The sequence below is a fragment of the Porphyromonas pogonae genome (assembly GCF_036320655.1).
Taxonomy (GTDB): Bacteria; Bacteroidota; Bacteroidia; order Bacteroidales; family Porphyromonadaceae; genus Porphyromonas; species Porphyromonas pogonae.
The window spans coordinates 267276-286855 of record NZ_CP143258.1; the positions used below are offsets into that span (position 1 = coordinate 267276).

General features: G+C 44.5%; 16 protein-coding genes. 4 read left to right on the top strand and 12 right to left on the bottom strand.

Translation table 11 applies throughout. The features are described from left to right. Positions 1 to 350: 350 nt before the first annotated feature. A complete protein-coding gene (trxA, locus tag VYJ22_RS01035; RefSeq protein WP_329904507.1) occupies positions 351 to 710 on the bottom strand; it encodes a thioredoxin in 360 nt (119 codons plus the stop codon). 111 nt (positions 711 to 821) lie between these two features. Next, entirely contained in the window at positions 822 to 3620 is a 2799-nt protein-coding gene (locus VYJ22_RS01040) for a TonB-dependent receptor (RefSeq protein ID WP_329904508.1), read from the bottom strand. Between the two features lie 901 nt (positions 3621 to 4521). Here VYJ22_RS01040 and VYJ22_RS01045 point away from each other — a divergent pair. Next, the gene (locus VYJ22_RS01045) at positions 4522 to 5694 is read left to right on the top strand and encodes a sensor histidine kinase (protein WP_329904509.1); all 1173 of its coding nucleotides are present in this window, start codon (positions 4522 to 4524) and stop codon (positions 5692 to 5694) included. Here the strand turns inward: VYJ22_RS01045 and VYJ22_RS01050 are convergent. Continuing rightward, positions 5691 to 6161 carry a hypothetical protein gene (locus tag VYJ22_RS01050; protein ID WP_329904511.1) on the bottom strand — a complete coding sequence of 157 codons (471 nt, stop codon included), beginning with the start codon at positions 6159 to 6161 and terminating at the stop codon, positions 5691 to 5693. The genes VYJ22_RS01045 and VYJ22_RS01050 overlap by 4 nt on opposite strands. A gap of 69 nt (positions 6162 to 6230) precedes the next feature. Between VYJ22_RS01050 and pfkA the strand changes: the two genes are divergently transcribed. From pfkA to VYJ22_RS01065, 3 genes are read left to right on the top strand one after another with little or no spacing between them, the layout of a single operon-like run. Further along, positions 6231 to 7211: a 6-phosphofructokinase gene (pfkA, locus tag VYJ22_RS01055; RefSeq protein WP_329904512.1), complete on the top strand. Its 981-nt coding sequence runs from the start codon at positions 6231 to 6233 to the stop codon at positions 7209 to 7211. Next, positions 7186 to 8298 carry an A/G-specific adenine glycosylase gene (mutY, locus tag VYJ22_RS01060; RefSeq protein WP_329904513.1) on the top strand — a complete coding sequence of 371 codons (1113 nt, stop codon included), beginning with the start codon at positions 7186 to 7188 and terminating at the stop codon, positions 8296 to 8298. Before pfkA ends, mutY begins: the two co-directional genes overlap by 26 nt. Then, positions 8292 to 9341 (top strand): YeiH family protein, encoded by a 1050-nt coding sequence (locus VYJ22_RS01065; RefSeq protein ID WP_407989435.1) that lies wholly within the window; start codon positions 8292 to 8294, stop codon positions 9339 to 9341. The genes mutY and VYJ22_RS01065 overlap by 7 nt, the downstream gene beginning before the upstream one ends. Positions 9342 to 9506: 165 nt before the next feature. Here the strand turns inward: VYJ22_RS01065 and mazG are convergent, their stop codons facing one another. The 9 genes from mazG to VYJ22_RS01110 all read right to left on the bottom strand — a co-directional run bounded on the left by mazG (position 9507) and on the right by VYJ22_RS01110 (position 19461). Beyond that, positions 9507 to 10298 (bottom strand): nucleoside triphosphate pyrophosphohydrolase, encoded by a 792-nt coding sequence (gene mazG / locus VYJ22_RS01070; protein ID WP_329904515.1) that lies wholly within the window; start codon positions 10296 to 10298, stop codon positions 9507 to 9509. 30 nt (positions 10299 to 10328) lie between these two features. Next, positions 10329 to 12395 carry a protein-disulfide reductase DsbD family protein gene (locus VYJ22_RS01075; RefSeq protein ID WP_329904516.1) on the bottom strand — a complete coding sequence of 689 codons (2067 nt, stop codon included), beginning with the start codon at positions 12393 to 12395 and terminating at the stop codon, positions 10329 to 10331. A 92-nt stretch (positions 12396 to 12487) separates the two neighbouring features. Further along, positions 12488 to 13480, bottom strand: a complete 993-nt coding sequence (locus VYJ22_RS01080) for a pseudouridine synthase (RefSeq protein WP_329904517.1) — start codon at positions 13478 to 13480, stop codon at positions 12488 to 12490. A 12-nt stretch (positions 13481 to 13492) separates the two neighbouring features. Continuing rightward, on the bottom strand, positions 13493 to 13834 hold the full coding sequence (locus tag VYJ22_RS01085) for a hypothetical protein (RefSeq protein ID WP_329904519.1): 342 nt from the start codon (positions 13832 to 13834) through the stop codon (positions 13493 to 13495). Next, the gene (locus VYJ22_RS01090; RefSeq protein WP_329904521.1) at positions 13831 to 14214 is read right to left on the bottom strand and encodes an FtsB family cell division protein; all 384 of its coding nucleotides are present in this window, start codon (positions 14212 to 14214) and stop codon (positions 13831 to 13833) included. The genes VYJ22_RS01085 and VYJ22_RS01090 overlap by 4 nt, the downstream gene beginning before the upstream one ends. A 274-nt stretch (positions 14215 to 14488) precedes the next feature. Further along, positions 14489 to 15442, bottom strand: coding sequence for a methionyl-tRNA formyltransferase (gene fmt, locus VYJ22_RS01095; RefSeq protein ID WP_329904523.1), 954 nt, complete (start codon positions 15440 to 15442; stop codon positions 14489 to 14491). Between the two features lie 21 nt (positions 15443 to 15463). Further along, positions 15464 to 17266, bottom strand: a complete 1803-nt coding sequence (locus VYJ22_RS01100; protein WP_329904524.1) for a chloride channel protein — start codon at positions 17264 to 17266, stop codon at positions 15464 to 15466. Positions 17267 to 17368: 102 nt separating this feature from the next. Then, positions 17369 to 17947, bottom strand: coding sequence for an L-threonylcarbamoyladenylate synthase (locus VYJ22_RS01105; protein ID WP_329904525.1), 579 nt, complete (start codon positions 17945 to 17947; stop codon positions 17369 to 17371). Positions 17948 to 19050: 1103 nt separating this feature from the next. Next, the gene (locus VYJ22_RS01110; protein ID WP_329904526.1) at positions 19051 to 19461 is read right to left on the bottom strand and encodes a hypothetical protein; all 411 of its coding nucleotides are present in this window, start codon (positions 19459 to 19461) and stop codon (positions 19051 to 19053) included. Between the last annotated feature and the right edge of the window lie 119 nt (positions 19462 to 19580).

Genomic DNA, 19580 nt, shown 5'->3' on the forward strand with positions numbered 1-19580 from the left:
TTATTTGAAACTTTTTCTCTGCAGTCTGATTATGAGACAGTTGGTTTTTAAAGTTTTTCCAATAAATCTCGCGACTTTGTGGCAATTCTTTTATAAGCTTCACCAAAGACTTCTATAATTACCTCAAAAACTCATTATAAAATGCATTTTGCAGAGCAAAAATTTCTCCATTTTTGAGAAGAAAATACACCTTGCGTATAAAAACAACAAAAAGAATCTATAAAAAGATTAGTCAGTGATAAGAAAAAGCAGACGAAAATAGGACCTCAATCACTCCGTTGTACTAAAATAACGAGCCTCTTCGCCATAGAGACGAAGAGGCTCATCCTTCAAAACCACAAAAAAGAAAATTACAGAAGGAGTGATTCGATATGACTTTTTAGCTCTGCTTTACCCATTACCCCCAACATCAAGGTAGGTTTGGTGTCAGTAGGTTTGGCAAAAAGCAAAGTGGGCACTGTACGCACATTGAACAAAGCGGTGAGTTCCTGATCCTCATCCACGTCTACTTTATATATGTCTATCTTGCCCTGATATTCTTCAGACACTTCCTGCAATATAGGGCTCAAAGCTTTGCATGGACCACACCATGTGGCAAAGAAATCAACTAAAACAGGTCTCTTATGTTTGCCATCCCATCCTGTAGGATTGGTATCAACATCAGAAAGTTTCTCAATAAATTCTTTTTTACTAATAATAGTTACGCTCATAATTTATCTCTTCTTATATATAATAATGATGACAGGCACCCTTTGTACATTATGGAACACTCCGATTATCCCAAATGTTGATAGTACTTTTCTTATCCCCTATAGAAACAATCAATGACGGAATCCTCCCCTTCCTGAGAATCCATGGTTAGAGTCCGATTTCATATCCGACTTGGAGCCTCCGCCACCAAAGATATTGAATCTATATATAAAGTGTACCATCATGTATCTTCCCAAAGCAAACGTGCGCTCTGTAGATGCGGACAAAGCATTGGAGTTGCGATACAGATTGCGCTGTTGATTGAAAATATCATAAGCCTTCACACGCACGGTAGCATTCTTATTTGCCAGGAAGCTCCACGAGAGACCCGCATTGAGTAGCCACTGCGGCTCGTTGAATCCCGCTTCGTATCCTTTATATGTATTATAGTTGATATCATACTCCACACTGATATCTTTGGGTAAAAACCAATTTGCCTCCCATCCTATATTATAATCGAATGTTTCACGAGGCTTCACCCCTGATGATACGGTATTGTTGACATTGAAGTACCTCAACCCTGTTCTCAAGGTCATGTCTGTAAATGATTTTCTGAAAGTAAGTCCCAAGCTTTCGTCCAGTCTGATACTCTTGGAGCTGTTGGACTCTCCATTGATGAATCCCTTATTATTATTAAAGCTATTGCGAGATGACAATCGGAGTGAGAAATCCTTATTGATAATAGGAGTTGAGAAAAATCCGCCGAACATAGCCATCCAGTTGCCATCCACATTACGGTACTCCACAGTGCGCTTACCAGTCTTGATGTCATACGTAGAAGCCGACACAATATCATCCATTACGTAATTCCCCATCAGCACCAGGGCAAGGCTGCTTTTCTTTTTGGGAAAGAATGTATTATAATGTATAAACAAGTTGTTTTGATAAGAAGGATTCAAAGAAGGATTACCGATAAACGATATCAGTGGGTTGGTAACGTCTTGCACAGGAGCCAACTGGCTGATCTGCGGTTGCACAGTACGCCCTCGGTAGTCGATACGCAGGTTGCTGGTCTTGTCGGGCTTATACGAAAATCTCACCATAGGAGAGAAGTTAGTTCTGTTCAGCTTGATGGGTTCATTCTCTTTCCCTGCCACTACTGTGCGATTACGGGTAGCGGTGGGGTCGACGTTGAACCCCGCAGTAAGATCATATTTGTCACCCTTTTTCTTGACACTCAGCCCAAATCGGTGAGTAAACGACTCATTCTTAAATTCATTGCTATATATCTCGGCAGGTACTATATATTCCCCCGAAGCATCAGGACTAAAGGCATTCCTTACGGAGTGGTTATAATCAGTCTTCAACTGGTACAAGCCCTGTATAAAATAGTTTTTGCCCAGTGGTTCTACCCAAGACCATCGAATCCTGAACCCGCCGGATTTCTTGTCATCGACCAGTTTCTGATTCAGTTTATTGAGTATATTACCCGATCCGCTTTCGAGTAATGCATTGTAGATGCCGTTATTGTCGTCATCACCATAGTGCATCCTGAGGTTGAGCGCCAGAGTACGTCCCTTATCATTGAGTTTGCGGCTGGCATCAATAGCCAAGTTGAGTTTTTTACTCTCACCTTGGGTGTCCTGCATCACATCACCTTTATTGACAAGTGCGCCATCAGCATCATTTATAGTAGTATAGTTGTCGGCATACAGGTTGTGCGAGCGTGACCATGACACCTCCGGCACCACAATAATCTCGGTGAGGGTATCAGGCTTCCACACCATACGGAGCTCCGAGCCCCACGAATCACTCTTGGTCACGTTGGTGACATACTCCTGAGTGGTAGTACTGCCATCCTTCAAGAAGTTCTGACGCAGGATGTCAGAGTACTGATCTTTATTGGAATGACCGGCAAAGCTATTGCCCCCCAATATCAAGGTCGGAGTAAGTGTAAAGTTCCCGTTGAAACCCAGCACTTTCGATGCCGTAATACCATCACGCAGTCCGCGCCTGCCTCCCGTTACGCCGGACATAAAGCTTGCCTGACTCAGATCTTGGCTGATATCGGAGAATCCCATATTATTTGTATTGTTCATCCCTCCCAAAATAGTCCACTGGTTGTTGCCGTTGAAGCGATTGACTACCACATTGGTCTCATAGCGGTCTTTATTGCCATAGCCGGCATATGCCGTACCGAAAAGACCTTTCTTTCTATCGGGCTTGATAGTAAGGTTGATGATTGTCTCCTCGTCTCCATCGTCAAAACCCGTCATGCGACTATTGTCCGAAGCTCTATCCAGCACCTGCAACTTATCGACCAGCTCGGCAGGCAAGTTCTTGCTTGCCACTTTGGGGTCCGATGAAAAAAACTCTTTACCATCCACCATGATTTTTTTGATAGTCTTGCCGTTGACACTGATAGTACCATCGTCATTTACTGTAGCTCCGGGGAGTTTTTTGATCAAATCATTGAGCACAGCCCCCTTTTGCATCGTATAGCTATCCGCATTGTACTCCAGCGTGTCATTTCTCACGATGATCTCTGTAGCTTTTGCCGTCACTGTCACTGCTTTGAGCTCCTTCCCCTCAGACATACCCATGACTACATCCTTGATGCGAACAGTCTCATCCCCATCGCCGGGCACGGTGATAAGTTGCTCATGCATATTGTAAGATACAAACGTGACCTGCAGCCTATAGCTCCCGGGAGCAACAGCCTTGATTTTATATTGTCCCTGTTGATTGGTAGATACTCCCGTAATCATATTGCCTTTATTATTGAGCAATTTTACATTGGCAAAAGCCATGGGCTTATGATCTTCGTCCACAATCTTACCTACAACTATTTTATGCTGGGCACCCAAGGATGTATAGGCCAATATGCCCAACACCCATAGCAGAGCCCATCTTAAAGATGATGAATTCATAAATAAAAGATTTGTTTAAGTGATGTTTAAGTGTAATTATAAATCAATAGATTATATACACTTGCATAAGTTTAATGTCCCAATATAAAGATTAATCGCATGGCCTACAAAATTTAACCTTTTTTACGGGACAAAAACGTTATGAACTGTTTTATTTAATAAATGAAGCAAGGAAGTCTTGCCCATTCACAATAATTTTTTCTTTATCGACATAGCTCACGTCAATATCCGAATATGGCACGGTCATAAAATAAATATGGGGAATATCACATGCGATGGGTGATTTTGGGTAAGTCGACAACACTCCTGATACGGAGCAAGAAAGTTCCTATATGATAAGTGTACGGAGTTTATATGATAAAACAGTTGTCCTTGTACATAGGTCAAACGACTGTGTATGATAAGTCCATCGACTTTATATGATAAGTCAGACAACCGTGTATGATAAGTCGAACGACTTAGTACAACAAGACCGCCGACCTTGCGTTACAAAATCGAGAGCGAAAGAGCAATAAAAAATATTGGAAGAAGTGTGGTATAACCGGCCAATATCCTGTAATCACTACAGAGGAGCTATGGTTTTGTACATAAACACGGCGGCACATAGCGGAAGTATGATAGTATCCCTGATGGCAGGAGCACTATATTATTATAAGATGACATTAATGAAGAAATCATAATAAAGTAAATTGAGTCAATAAGAGTAACACCCCCAAAATCACGACATATAAAGATAATATGCCGGACATACCTTTGTCAAGCATCACTCCGTTAAAAAAACACAACACCCGCATCGGGCACAAAGCCTTTAGCGCTGTTTTTACAAACCATAACAGAAATAATAACATAACGCAAGAAATGAATATATTTACAGTTAATAAGGTAATGACATAACAATCGGATGAACTTTATCAAGAAAATAAAAATAGATCGTGGTTTTGTGCGTGTACGGGGCAAGTTTATATTTTATGCATTGGCCGTAACAATAGCGATAGCATCACTGGTAGTATCGGACAAGCTTATCGACAAGATGGCTCAAGAAGAGCGACAAAAAATAGAGCTGTGGGCAGAGGCCTCACGCATTCTTGCCAACAATCAACCCGAATCGGCCGATGCCCTCATCCTGACCATTATCCGCTGGAATACCACTATACCTATTATCGTAACATGGGAAGACGGGCAGATCATCAACTCCAAAAATATAAAGTTGCCGCGCAAAAATCCCGATAAGTTCCTCTATAAGGAACTGAAGAAATTTCGCAACGGCTATCCTCCCATCAAGATAGAATTGAGCAATGGTACTCAATACTTATATTACTCCGACAGCTACACACTGCACCAGTTATTGCTCTTCCCTTACATCCAATTGGGGGCATTCTTTATTTTCATCATTACAGCCATTGTGGCTATCACCAATACCAAGCGGGCCGAACAAAACCGAATTTGGGAAGGACTGGCTCGTGAAACAGCACATCAGCTGGGTACTCCCATATCATCGCTCATGGCATGGAATGAGATCCTCAAAGCTTCAGAAACAGACCCTACCATCGTAGACGAGATAGACAAGGATATAGACAGGCTGGAAATAATAGCAGACAGATTCCAGAAAGTAGGGTCGGAGCCTACTATGGTACCCCACGAACTAGGTGATGTATTGCGACGCAGCACCGACTACATGAGACTGCGCATATCTAGGCAGGTCAATCTTACCCTGATGCCTCAGCCCACCCCGGTACATGTAAATATATCGGAGTCACTGATAAGCTGGGTATTCGAAAACCTGATCAAAAATGCCGTAGATGCCATGAACGGAGCAGGAAGCATCACCATCTCTTACAAACGCAAAGGGCGCAACGTGCTTATAGATGTCAAAGACACGGGTAAAGGCATACCCAAAAGCAAAACGAAAGACATATTCAAGCCTGGGTTTACCACTCGCAAAAGAGGCTGGGGACTAGGATTGTCATTGGCCCGACGTATTATAGAAGAGTATCACCAGGGCAAGATCTTTGTAAAGCAGTCTGAGGTGGGAGCAGGCACCACCTTCAGGATAGTACTTCCTGCAGAAGACTAACGAGCCCCTCGGATAGCTACTACCCAACGGCCTTCACCATCGGGCAAAGCCTCAATGTCGGCTCCATAACTCTCCTCCTTTACCACCCACGCCACAACGGCTTGATAGATATATCGTACAAAATCCTCTGGCGATAGAGAGAAGTGTGTCCGAAGTTTAGGGAGTGAAGCATTCCACTGATGCCGTATCTGCAGCAAACCTCGCACGTCACGTGTGCCAGACTCTCCCTCGAAACAGAGCTCTATACTTACCTCCAAGATTCCCTCCAAGGCTACAGTAACCAATACCTCCGTTACATCACGAAACAAAGCGTCAGCGTCGGGATCAGTGTACAAGACAGACGGGTAAGAAACTTTGAATCCCAAGTCACTAAAAAGAGCATTCCACGGGAAATAAGGCAATACACGCTTGAGGTCAAGCTTATCGGCAAAAACATTATGTTCACCAAAATAAACAGTTTCGTCCATAAACTAAAGTTTGTTTAAAATTTTATCTTTGTAGGATATAAAAGTAACTATACAAATCGAACAAGAACTATGTCAAATATTAAATGTATCGGTATTTTGACGTCCGGAGGCGATGCTCCGGGGATGAACGCAGCCATACGTGCCGTGACCAGAGCGGCCATATATCACGGCATGAATGTAAAAGGTATATACAGAGGCTACAAAGGGCTTATCACCAATGAGATTTTGGACTTTAAGACCCAAGATGTAAGCAACATTATACAACGGGGGGGTACTATACTCAAAACAGCCCGTAGCGAAGAGTTTCGCACCATAGAAGGACGAGCGAAAGCTTATGAAAACATGAAAGCCCACGGTATAGATGCCCTTGTGGTGATAGGAGGTGACGGCTCACTCACAGGTGCACGCATATTTGCACAAGAATATGATATTCCTATTATAGGCCTTCCGGGCACTATTGACAATGACTTGTACGGCACAGACTCGACCATAGGATATGACACAGCTCTGAATACGATAGTGAGTGCTGTGGATAAGATCAGAGACACGGCATCGTCACATGACAGACTTTTCTTTATCGAAGTCATGGGGCGTGAAGCCGGGTTCCTTGCCCTCAACGGAGCTATAGCAGGCGGTGCGGAAGCGGCGATAATACCCGAATATATGTTTGAGAAAGACCAGTTGGCTGAGACTATCGAGAACGGGTTCAGAAAAACAAAGAACAGCAGCATAGTACTGGTAGCCGAAAGCGAACTCACGGGTGGAGCTATGGGTGTAGCGGAGAGGGTAAAAAAGGAATATCCCCAATTTGACGTACGTGTAACCATACTGGGACATGTACAGAGAGGTGGTACCCCTACAGCCAATGATCGCATCTTGGCAAGTCGCATGGGTGTGGCCGCCATAGATGCGTTGATGGAAGACCAGCGCAATGTGATGATAGGCATAGATAATGACAAAATAGTGTATGTACCATTTTCTAAAGCGATCAAAGAACATAAACCGATAGACGCCAAACTCGTTGATGACCTTCATATGCTCTCGATCTGAGATCAGGCACAAACTGATCGAGTGGTACAACACCGCAGGCAGAGCCCTCCCCTGGAGAGAGACAAGAGATCCGTATGCCATATGGCTATCTGAAGTGATACTGCAACAGACCCGTGTGGATCAAGGGATGAGCTACTATCACCGGTTTTTGCAGGCATATCCTACAGTACAAGATCTCGCATCGGCTTCGGAGGACGAAGTGCTACATCTGTGGCAAGGACTCGGATACTACTCGCGCGGTCGTAACCTGCTCAAAGCTGCACGCATTATCTCTGACGAATATAAGGGGGTAATGCCGTTAGATTACAAATCAGTAAGGGCATTACCGGGGATAGGGGATTACACTGCCGCAGCTATCATGTCTTTTGCGTACAATATACCACACGCTACGGTAGACGGTAATATCTATCGTGTACTGAGCAGACTGTGCGCCATAGACACTCCTATAGATAGCACTCAAGGGAAAAAGATATTCCAAAAACAAGCAGATTTATTACTGGATCCGAAACATCCCGGAGCACATAACCAAGCTATCATGGAGCTGGGGGCATTATGCTGCACTCCCAAGAATCCGCAGTGTGATACAGACTGTCCGCTACCCGATTGCTGTGCGGCTTATAAACTGGGGCTCACAGCTAAGCTACCGGTAAAGCAAGGTAAAGTACAGGTAAAAGATCGATATTTCCATTATTTCTTTATAAAATACGCTTTGCTATCAGGACAAAAGGTACAGACTTATACTTTTATTAAGAAAAGACCTGCCGGGGATGTGTGGCAAGGATTGTATGAAGTGCCACTGATAGAGACTCCATCAGATATGGGCGTGGAGAGTATCATAGCATTGGAGGAATATCAAGCTATCATAAGGATGGCGGAACACCCTCCAAGCCTATCGGGACCGCTGGCTAAGTTGAAACATATACTTACCCACCGGCGTATCTATGCCGATCTGTATCTTCTGGAATTTACAGGGACTCAACTCCCCTCTCTCGACGGCTATGAAGCGATTCCCATAACACGGATTGATGAATATGCGTTTCCGCAATTGATCAAGAAATTATTTAATACGATTAACTTTTTATTATGAATATAACCAAAGTGCACAAACTCCATGGCATATTGTTCATGGCATTATTTGCATTTGCAGCATTTTATCTGGCAGAATTTGAGTTTTTCAAGGCTCTGAGCTTGAGCCCACTTATCATAGGTATTATCATGGGTATGATCTATGCCAATACTTTGAGGATGCACCTGCCTGAAGAGTGGGTACCCGGAATAAAGTTTTGCGGGAAAACCATCCTGAGATTATCTATTATATTCTATGGCTTCAGGCTTACGATGAGCCAAGTGGCAGCTGTGGGGATGGATGCTATATGGGTGGATGTAATCATGGTAGTAAGTGTGATTGGTATCGGGCTGATTGCCGGTAAACTATTGGGGATTGACAAAGAAATCACCCTGCTGACATCCTCAGGTAGCGCTATCTGTGGTGCAGCCGCTGTATTGGGTACGGAGCCGGTAGTGGGTGGTAAGCCATACAAAACGGTGGTAGCAGTATCTACCGTGGTTATATTCGGCACTATAGCTATGTTTATGTACCCTATGCTGTACCGCGCGGGGGTATACGGCATGACTCCCAAGGAGCTGGGTGTATACACCGGTGCCACTGTGCATGAGGTAGCACATGTGGTAGGGGCTGGAAACGCCATGACACCGGAGATTGCAGATATAGCCACAATTACCAAAATGATACGTGTAATATTGCTGGCTCCCTTTCTACTAATTCTGAGCTTCTTTCTGGGACGTAATAAGCATCAAGGAGAAGATAGAGGCCAGGGCAATAAAGTAACTATCCCTTGGTTTGCAATATGGTTCCTGATAGTTATTGTGATCAATACCCTCCTGAGCATGGGAGCAACCTCTGTGAATATGGCTCAGGAGTACGGGGCGATTACAAAGCTGATAAACAACATCGATACCTTCGGGCTTACGATGGCCATGACCGCCATAGGAGCAGATGCTTCTTTTGCAAAATTTAAAGAAGCAGGTATCAAGCCATTCCTACTTGCGCTTATACTTTTTGCTTGGCTCACCATCGGGGGCTATTTTATCGTAAAGCTTATTGTATAACATCCAACTCCTGCATGGCTGTAGGATAGATCATTGAACATACATGTGAATAAGACGTCACAAACTGTGCCCCGATGGCCGCAACCTAACAAAAAGCGCCTCAATACATGATGTATTGAGGCGCTCTTTGTTAGCTCTGGGATAAAAGGATGATGAGAATTTTCTTTATCTATCCGTCTCCTGCTGTTTAGCTTCGTTCCAGTAATGATCCATTTCTTCAAGGGTCATCTCTTTGAGAGCTTTGCCATGAGCTTTGGCCTGCTGCTCTACATAGCCGAAGCGACGGATAAATTTGCGATTGGTCTTCTCCAATGCATTGTCAGGATTGACTTTGTAAAGCCGAGAAGCATTGATAATACTGAATAGGAAGTCACCGAATTCAGATTCGATACCATCCTCATCTTGCGACTGTATCGCTTCCTTGAGTTCACCGAGCTCTTCGTCCACTTTATTCCAGACTTCCGCTCTATCACTCCAGTCGAATCCTACGCCACGGGCTTTATCCTGTATGCGGTGGGCTTTGACTATGGATGGGAGTGCAGCGGGGACACCGCCAAGTACAGTCTTATTACCATTCTTCTCTCTCAGCTTGAGCTGTTCCCAGTTACGCTCCACCTCATCCGAGCCATCGACAGACACTTCTCCGTAGATATGAGGGTGCCTAAAGATCAGTTTATCACAAAGAGCATTGGCCACAGATGCGATGTCGAACAGACCTTTCTCCTCTCCAATCTTGGAGTAGAACACCACGTGAAGTAATACGTCGCCGAGCTCTTTCTTGATCTCCTCTGGCTCATCAGCCAAGAGGGCATCAGATAGTTCATATACCTCCTCTATCGTATTGGCCCGTAGCGATTCATTGGTTTGCTTCTTGTCCCATGGGCATTCGGCTCTAAGCCTATCCATCACATCCAGCAAACGGCCGAAAGCTTCGAGTTTCTCCTCACGTGTGTGCATCTTATTCTATATCTCTTTTATCGCGGTAAGTTATTTTGATCTTGTCTTAAATTCGTCAAGTCCACCTTTGAGGAATTTGATATACGCAGGTATATCTTCATTGTAAGAACGTGAAGGCCCCAGAGGTTTACCTTGATGATCGAGCATTACATAGAAGGGCTGTGTGCTGGCACCGAATTTACTTCTCTGGAAGTAGCTCCACTTCTCGCCCACTTCACGCAGTTTGAGAGTCTTGCCATTTTCCTGTACCTCCATCACCTGCGGGAGAGGCTTTCTGTCATCGACCAAGAGTGTGATAATCACAAAGTCATTATCAAGCATCTTCTTCACTTCTTCGTTGATCCATACGGAATTTTCCATTTTACGGCAATTGACACAGCCGGCACCTGAGAAGTCGATAAGTACAGGTTTATTCTGCTTGCGGGCATAAGCCATACCTTCTTCATAATCATCGAAAGCGGGATGTACAGCCCCTTCATAAAGATTGAAGTCCTGTGTATGGAGAGGAGGTGCAAAGGCACTGATCGCTTTGAGCGGAGCACCCCACAACCCCGGCACCATATACATGGCAAATGAAAGAGATATGATAGCCATAAACAACCTCTTTACAGAAACATGTTCTACCGGGCTATCGTGACTGAAACGTATCTTACCCAAGAGATAGATACCCAACAGAGCAAAGATTACAATCCAGATAGCGATGAATGTCTCTCTGTCGAGAATATGCCATCTGTAAGCCAAGTCGGCAACGGAAAGGAACTTAAATGCAAGAGCAAGCTCGAGGAATGCAAGCACTACCTTCACGGTATTGAGCCATCCACCGCTCTTGGGCATACTCTGCAACCAGTTGGGGAATATGGCGAATAGAGAGAAAGGTAATGCCAAAGCAGCGGCAAAACCAAACATACCTATAGCCGGGCCCAGATATGAGCCCATGGTAGCAGCCTCTACAAGCAGCGTACCTATAATAGGACCCGTGCAAGAGAATGATACCAACACCAGGGTGAATGCCATGAAGAATATACTGAGCAGACCGGTAGTCTTATCAGCCCTCTCATCCATCTTGGCTGTCCATGAAGCCGGCAATACCAACTCGAATGCACCAAAGAATGAGATAGCAAAGAATACCAGCAAGAGGAAGAATATGATGTTAAACACCGCATTCGTCGCAAGGCTATTCAATGCATTTGCGCCAAAAATAGCTGTGATGAGGAGCCCCAATATAAGATAGATAACGATGATAGATAAGCCATAGTTGACTGCATCACGTATGGCTTTACGGCGGTTAGAAGTTCTTTTGAGGAAGAAGCTCACCGTCATCGGTATCATAGGCCATACACATGGCGTAAGAAGCGCTACCAAACCACCGAGGAATCCGTAGATAAATATCTTCCAAAGAGATGAGCTTGTCTGAGCCAGCGTAGTATCGCCATAACCCCTCAACTCTGTTATTACAGGTTGCCATAAATCATCGGTCGAAGCCAAAGATGCTACAGTAGCGCTTTTATTAGCACTATCTGCAGAGCCAACGGTGGCACTATCGGTGAGAGGTGCTTCCGTAGCAGCGTTCTCTTCTGTAGCTGATGCAGGAGCAGCCGCCTTAGATGTCAGATCCGATGGTCCGAACGAAAACTCCCACCTCGTAGGAGGCACACAGTTCTCATCATTACATCCCATATATCTGATGTTACCTTCAATCTTGAATTTAGCAGGGTCTGTAACCTGTATCTTCTGTGAAAAGGTTACAGAGCCATGGAACCAACGAAGCTTCATGTTGAAATTCTTATCAAACACTTCATCCGGTTTCTTATCAGCCTGAGGCTTGCCGATCAGCTTGGCTCCCTCTATTTTGTCAAACGTAAATTCGGTGGCACTGGGACCTCCCGCAGGAATATCCGTATGATAAACGTGCCAGCCACTTTTTATCTGAGCACTAAACAATAACGTTTTTTCAGGCTTGCCTTCATCGTTGAGTTTTTTACTCCACGTGGCAATATCGCCCACAATCTGTGCAGAAAGCTTAGGAGCTCCGAACAAGGAGCAAGCCAAAAGAAAGAGCAGAATCACATACGCTCTTCGTGAAAATGGTTTTATCATGATGTTTTAAATAATTAGCAGAGTACTTACTCCTTCCCTTGAATATAGTAAGACAATCAGGAGTAATACCCTTCATTACAGTTGAATACTATTTATCTTTGTTTTTTATCTTTTAGAGATTTATTACTTGTAGGAGGTATCGCTGTTTTTACCAAAGATTTGAAAGCCGATGGAACTTCCAGCTGAAAACTGAGGTCCTCCCCTGTAATCGGATGTTTCATCTTGATGATGCTTCCCTTGAGGGCTATCATACCGAGATCTTTGAACATACTGCCGTTGTGGTGATCTCCCGCAACAGGTGATTCCATCTCACGGAATTGCTTACGCAACTGGTTGTTCCTCCCTTTGTCCAGACGTATATCCAGCATACTGCATAGGGGGCCTTCTTTGAGTACTTTGTACGAAGCAGTGCCCAGTTCTGCTATTTCTTCTGCAGTGAGAGCGCCTTCAGGTGCATTCTTATGCTTAGGTGTGGTCTTTTTCTTGGACGCATTAGGGTGCTCAGGCGGTAGCAAATCACCTTCAGGGTCCTCCATCTTACCCTCTATCACGACAAGAAATCTCTGTTCCAACACGTATTTGTGCCAGTTGTTGATGATCTCTTGTTGTACGGTTCTGTTTTTAGCAAACATTACCAATCCCTGACTCTCTCTGTCGAGCCTATTGAGCATAAATAGCTTAGCAGTAGGATCAAACATCTTGAGATGTTCCGATATAATCTTCATAGCCGTAAAGCGTGTGTTGACACCGCTGGCTATGGTAGATATACCCGGCTGCTTATTGGCCACCACCAGATAATCGTCCTGGTAGAGTATCTCCACTTGCGGGTGGTGCAAGGTGTCTGGCAATGGAGCCTGATGGAGTACCACCACATCACCGGTAGCCAAAGGGAGATTATGCTGTACCTCTGGCTTGCCGTTTACAGAGAAGAACCGGTCACGCATCAGCTGTTTCACGGTGGTTTTGCTCCTTTCGGGCAAAGCCGTAATTTGCAGGTAGTGCAGCAATGTATCCGCTTCCTTCACTGTAAATTCTATCTTGGTCTTCCTCTTGGGACGAGGAGGTTGATTTTTTAAATTTGGCATATTTTATTATACTTATTTCTTTTTGTGGGACTCTGTTATCATGAGCGCAACACTACCATAGATCATAAACACCATGGCCAAGGCGAAAAAGAGCACCCACTCGGCTTGCCCTCTGCCCAAGAAGCGAAAAACTCCTGATGTCATAAACAGGAGACCCGCAAATATATTCATCCTGATCAGGCGTCTTTCACGCACTGACAAGTTGGTTACGGGGGCAAACATGTAAGTAAGCGTATAGCCTACTCCCCCTATCATATAAATAATATCTACCCCAAGCCGGTGCTTAATGCCCAGAGCCGCACCTATGATAAGCAATATGGTGCTGGCGTAGTATGTCACTGTTCTCCACTTCATTTTTTCTCGTCTTCTTCGGGTTGGGGTTCTTTATCTTTGATCAAAAATATCACTTCATCAGGGGACTTCATCAAATATTGCTCACGAGCGGTATGCTCCACACCATCCTTATCGGCTCGAATCTCTTCGAGCCTGACACTGTCTTCTTTGAAGTGATTCTCTGTCTGACGTATTTCTTTTCTCAGATGTGAGATGCGGTTGCTATATTTGATCTGGCGAAACACACTCGACTCTCCAAAAAGGTAGGGGATCATAAAAACAATCACGAAAGCTGCAGCGTATTTGATCCATGGATGTTTCTTCCACCATATGGATATTCTACGGTAATATGTGATTTTTTCCGTATCAGAGTTTTTAATATTGTCCTCGAAATTATTCATCTTGTTCTAAGAGTGTATAGTATCGCATAGAACAAAAATAATATTTTTTCGTTTAAAACCCTCTATACATCGATTATTCCGCCCTATTTATGCTTTATTAAGCCTTATTTGGGTATTTAACGGTGTAATATGTGACATATTGTTCATGCTTTGGGGTTCACTATCCTTTTTTCACAAGTAATATATTTACCTCGTTCATAATAGGAAAACCTCCTGCACACACGTAACATCACCCATATAGTGTCGAAGGTTGCAAACGGTTATATAATATTGATCAGCGGGCTATACCATTGAGGTAAGCATCAGCTGCCATTGCTTTCTTCCCTTGCGGTTGTAACATGAGTATCTTCAGCACACCGTCACCCGTCACTACTTCCAGTGAGCGCTTGGGGCCTATCACGCACGAGCCGGGAGTAAGACCCTCGTGACGGTCGGCAGGGTCGATGACTGCAGAACGGTATAATTTAAAGGGCTTTGGCTCATGACCCTCGATGGCGAGCTCTGTCCATGCGGTAGGTACGGGGTTGAGCCCTCTAATAAAATTATGGATAAAACCTGCCGACTGAGTCCAGTCCACTTTACAATTATCTTTGAATAGCTTGGGAGCTTGCGTGGGGTGTTCGTGACAATCCTCCTGAGGCATAGCCAGGGGCTCCTTGTCATCCAGAAACAAGTCCACTGTGCGTAACATCACCTGAGCACCCAACACCATCATCCTGTCATGCACTTCTCCAAAGGTTTCATCTTCACCTATGGGCATTTTCTCCTGTAGGAGTATTCCACCCGTATCAATCTCATGCTTGAGGCGGAAAGTAGTCACACCTGTTTCTTTATCCCCGTTGATGATAGCCCAGTTGATAGGAGCAGCACCTCGATAAAGAGGGAGTAGCGAACCATGAAGATTAACAGTGCCAAACCGTGGCAAATTCCATACAATTTGAGGGAGCATCCTGAAAGCTACCACAATACCCAGATCGGGATCCAACTCTCTCAACCGTGCCACAAAGGCATCCTCTTTGAGGTTGTCTGGCTGTAACACTTCAATATTTTGAGACTCGGCATATACTTTGACTCCGCTAGCCTTGAGCTTGTGCCCGCGTCCCGCAGGTTTGTCGGGCATCGTCACCACAGCAAGCACATTATACCCGTTTTCCACCAAGGCCTGGAGTGGCGCTACGGCAAAGTCCGCCGTGCCCATATAAATTAACTTCAACGCTTTCTTATCCATTTGAAAAATATATAGCAGGCATCAGTCGCCCACAAATGTTTCTACCAGTACCTCTCGGTACGAATTGAATATCTTGGACTTGGATACAAATCCCATGTATTTACCGTCATCGTCCACAACAGGCAAGTTCCATGCCTTGGTATCGTCAAATACCCGCATTATTGCCTCCATAGACATAGAAGTCTTGATCTTGGCAGGCGGGATAATCATAATCTTATTCACCTTGAACCTGTCATAAAGTTCCGGGCGGAACATAATATTACGGATATTATCGAGCTGTACGATGCCTAGGAACTGTCCCTCCTCGTTCAGCACGGGAAACATGTTACGGTGGCTCACTGCTATAACCTTCACCACGTCGCCCAGGCTCATGGAAGGCGTTACAGGTTCAAAATCCGTCTCTATCACATTCTCCAATGACATCAAAGTAAGCACGGCTTTGTCCTTCTGGTGTGTAAGTAGCTTGCCCTCTTCTGCCAAGCGTAGCGAGTATATACTGTGAGGCATAAAGATACGTATGGTACCGTATGAGGTGAGGCATACCAGCATAAGAGGGAGGAATAGATTGTAGCCCCCCGTAAGCTCGGCTATGAGGAATACACCGGTGAGCGGAGCATGCATCACCCCTGCCATGAGTCCGGCCATACCCAGCAAAGCATAATTCTTATTGGGCAGATAAGCATTGAGAAACGGGAAATAGTTCACGACATACGCATAGCAAAAGCCGGTAATAGAACCGATAAAAAGCGTAGGAGCAAAAAGCCCGCCACACCCGCCACCTGAGTTAGTGGCTACAGAGGCGAATACCTTGGTAAGAAGGATGAGAAAAAGAAAGCCGAAGACCATCCAGTACGAATCAGCAAAGGGCTCGAAGATGCTTCCCTCGAGCAAGGTTCCGTACTGCCCGCTCAGCAAGGTATTGATAGTGTTGTAACCCTCACCGTAAAGCGGAGGGAATAGGAAGATGAGTAAGCTGAGGATTACCGAGGAGACAGCAAACTTACGCCTATAGGTCGGTAATTTCTTCATCTTACCCTCGAATGAGAACATAGTCTTGGAAAAATACAGGGATACCAGCCCGCACACTACTCCAAGCAAGAATATATAGGGCAATCGCTCTATGGCGAAAGGATCCGTCTGCGTAAAGCTAAACATAGCCTCGGTACCGGTGAAAATATATGCCGTAGAGGCCGAGGCCACCGAAGTAACCAGCAGTGGCAGGATGGAACTCAGCGTAAGATCGAGCAGCAATACCTCCACCACAAATACAAGTCCTGTGATAGGAGCTTTGAAAATGCCGGCTATGGCTCCTGCCGCACCACACCCCACAAGGAGCATCAGTGTGCGCTGCTCCATGCGAAATACACGCCCCAGGTTGGAGCCTATGGCCGCACCGGTAAGCACTATAGGCGACTCTGCACCTACGGACCCTCCAAACCCGATAGTAATGGAACTGGCTATGATGGATGACCACATATTATGCGGTTTGATACGGCTCTTGCGCTGTGACAGTGAGCTCAATACACGTGTCACACCATGGCTTATATTGTCTCTCACCACATAACGCACAAAGAGCCCCGTAAGGAATATACCTATAATAGGAAGGATGAGAAACAGGAAATTATATTCGTTGGCGTTGAGGAAAAGAATATGCTGTATCCCGTGAATCATCTTTTTGAGCAGGATGGCCACCAATGCCGCCACTATGCCTATGATAAGACTCAACAGTAGAATAAAATATCTTTCATTGATATGCTTTTCACGCCAAAGAAGCATGCGTTCGAAACGCTTGTTTGTCGTATTTCCTATGTCACTCAAGTTCATTTGTTGGTTGTTTTGCCTTTTACACTCATAAAGAGAAGTATAAATATCAGACAAATATGATAAAATTATTAGGTTTTATGAAATTCTTTTTACAATACAGCATCACTCTCTGATTACCTTGACCTCACCACCGGATCCGAGACTGATGATTTGTGATGGTTCCGAGGGGTTATTATCGTCTTGTCGGTACTCCACCACGTAGTCCACGCCCGCCAGTATCTCAGGAGAGATCTGGGAGAAAAACGCAGCCGAGGGCTCCCCGCTGATGTTGGCGGAGGTAGACACCACAGGCACTCGCATGCGCTTGCACAGCTCTTGCGAAAACTCCTCTTTGGTCACCCGTATCCCCAGTGTACCCTCATCGGTGATGAGAGATGGAGCCACATTGCGGGCTCCGCTGTAGATGATTGTAATGGGTCTTATGGCAAGATCGATGAGATCATAAGCGATCTCCGGCACCTCGCTCACCAGCCCCTGCAACTTCACATCGCTATCCACAAGTACCAGCATGGATTTGCTGTCCGATCGCTTTTTGAGGGCATAGATCTTCTGCACGGCACTCTCATTCGTAGCGTCGCAACCGATACCCCATATAGTATCTGTGGGGTATAAAATAATGCCTCCGCGCTGCATCACCTCTACAGCTTTACGGATATCTTCACTAAATAATTCCTTTGACATGCTTGGATAGAATTAATAAGAAATAACGGGGTGTTCCCGGGGTTTATATGCAAATATATACAAAAAGAGATAACTCCTTCAAAAGGACAAAGAGTAGTATAGTGTTCGTGCCAATTATAGCCTCAAATGATGTTGGCTACAACGGGGGCGTCATGCGACTGCCACCAAGAGCGTATAGAGTGATTACCCCGCTTCAAACATCATTTTTTGTAACTGAGCCGGATAGGAGTTTTTTTCCGATCATCCATGCCGTAACCATAAGTGATGCTATTGACCACACAAGCTACTCTCACCTTTTTTGCTGTGCTGCCACAGCCCAAGAACAACAGAAGAGAAGTATAGTCAGTTTTACACTTAAACTCAAATGCCTTACCATACTTTTAATAATAAATTTGAAACATTAACAAGAAAAATAATTCATTTAGCCATACAGGACTTGGGGCTCGATTTTTCAAAAACCGCTCCTACTTGATCGTATTTCGATAAATTTTTGATATCAGGAGATCTCCTCATACAAATATACGCAAAAACATGCGACTAAACGGGGTTATGAAAGCATAAACCTGATGCTTGCATGCTCTCTATTCCGACATAAAAGAAGAAGGAACAGGAGAGGAAAACCGCACCATACTATTATTTTTTACTATCTAATTGATAGGCAAACGAATGTCAAATCATTTTATTCGCCCTATAAACAAGGCTAAAAAACGCGCAAAAACCCTACCATCTATCATTATGAAAGCGGAGTGTGGATAAAAAAGGATGGCTACAGGTGTTTTGCATTGTAAAAATATGGGTTTGCATGATAAATTGTGATGAAACAAAGAGGCAACAGCGTCACAGTTGTGATCCAAAAACATTATAGTGACAACACTTTCGTGTCTTAACTAAAACACAAAAACGTTTTAACTAAAACACGCAAACAGTTTAGTTAAAACACGGAAGCACTTTAACTAAAACGCAAGAGTGTCTTAACTAAAATACAGCAGTGTTTTAACTAACACACTTACCTACCGCCACTCACTGCACATAAAAAAGCAACACCGTGAGCTATATGTGCCCGATGTTGCTAAAGGATGATTGTATAAATGGGGGATTGTTGCTTATGCAGAAAAAGTGAGGTGTTTAATTTGTCTGCTACCTCCGATCAAAGTATAGCGGAAGTACGCTCGGGCTGTAAATACATGCAAGCCATGTGAATGCGTGGCTACATATAAGCGAGTGGCGGATGAGCAGGACAGCGCTCTGCACTCGGTGGCGTAGTGTGATGGGGGGGCGCTTGGCACAGTAGTGTATTCACCTTGCAGAGATGGAGCATGGAGGTGTGCACAGGGACCGATAGTGCTTGCTTGATGAAACAGGGAGCTACTGCACAACGCACCGGGGCGAGTATGCAACATACCTGCCGATACATCCATACGCAAAAAGGGTAGCACACACAAACTGATCCCGAGGTGTAGCCATAGCGGATGAGAGACTAATATGGTGGTAAGGAGACTTATCAGTATTGTCATAAAACATGTCATATAACGCAAATAAAAGATGCAATAAGTAAACTCAAATCTATATCTGCAAAGATACAACATCACACCCCCCTTTGTCAAGAGCAATCATGAAGTATATTTATCCCCGG

What these genes read in the sequence shown, in the direction of transcription:
- VYJ22_RS01090 (WP_329904521.1), bottom strand. Translation starts at nt 14,214, where the DNA reads ATGAATAATTTCGAGGACAATATTAAAAACTCTGATACGGAAAAAATC.
- trxA (WP_329904507.1), bottom strand. Translation starts at nt 710, where the DNA reads ATGAGCGTAACTATTATTAGTAAAAAAGAATTTATTGAGAAACTTTCT.
- VYJ22_RS01040 (WP_329904508.1), bottom strand. Translation starts at nt 3,620, where the DNA reads ATGAATTCATCATCTTTAAGATGGGCTCTGCTATGGGTGTTGGGCATA.
- VYJ22_RS01080 (WP_329904517.1), bottom strand. Translation starts at nt 13,480, where the DNA reads ATGCCAAATTTAAAAAATCAACCTCCTCGTCCCAAGAGGAAGACCAAG.
- fmt (WP_329904523.1), bottom strand. Translation starts at nt 15,442, where the DNA reads ATGGATAAGAAAGCGTTGAAGTTAATTTATATGGGCACGGCGGACTTT.
- VYJ22_RS01075 (WP_329904516.1), bottom strand. Translation starts at nt 12,395, where the DNA reads ATGATAAAACCATTTTCACGAAGAGCGTATGTGATTCTGCTCTTTCTT.
- VYJ22_RS01045 (WP_329904509.1), top strand. Translation starts at nt 4,522, where the DNA reads ATGAACTTTATCAAGAAAATAAAAATAGATCGTGGTTTTGTGCGTGTA.
- mazG (WP_329904515.1), bottom strand. Translation starts at nt 10,298, where the DNA reads ATGCACACACGTGAGGAGAAACTCGAAGCTTTCGGCCGTTTGCTGGAT.
- VYJ22_RS01050 (WP_329904511.1), bottom strand. Translation starts at nt 6,161, where the DNA reads ATGGACGAAACTGTTTATTTTGGTGAACATAATGTTTTTGCCGATAAG.
- VYJ22_RS01105 (WP_329904525.1), bottom strand. Translation starts at nt 17,947, where the DNA reads ATGTCAAAGGAATTATTTAGTGAAGATATCCGTAAAGCTGTAGAGGTG.
- pfkA (WP_329904512.1), top strand. Translation starts at nt 6,231, where the DNA reads ATGTCAAATATTAAATGTATCGGTATTTTGACGTCCGGAGGCGATGCT.
- VYJ22_RS01110 (WP_329904526.1), bottom strand. Translation starts at nt 19,461, where the DNA reads ATGACAATACTGATAAGTCTCCTTACCACCATATTAGTCTCTCATCCG.
- VYJ22_RS01085 (WP_329904519.1), bottom strand. Translation starts at nt 13,834, where the DNA reads ATGAAGTGGAGAACAGTGACATACTACGCCAGCACCATATTGCTTATC.
- mutY (WP_329904513.1), top strand. Translation starts at nt 7,186, where the DNA reads ATGACCTTCATATGCTCTCGATCTGAGATCAGGCACAAACTGATCGAG.
- VYJ22_RS01100 (WP_329904524.1), bottom strand. Translation starts at nt 17,266, where the DNA reads ATGAACTTGAGTGACATAGGAAATACGACAAACAAGCGTTTCGAACGC.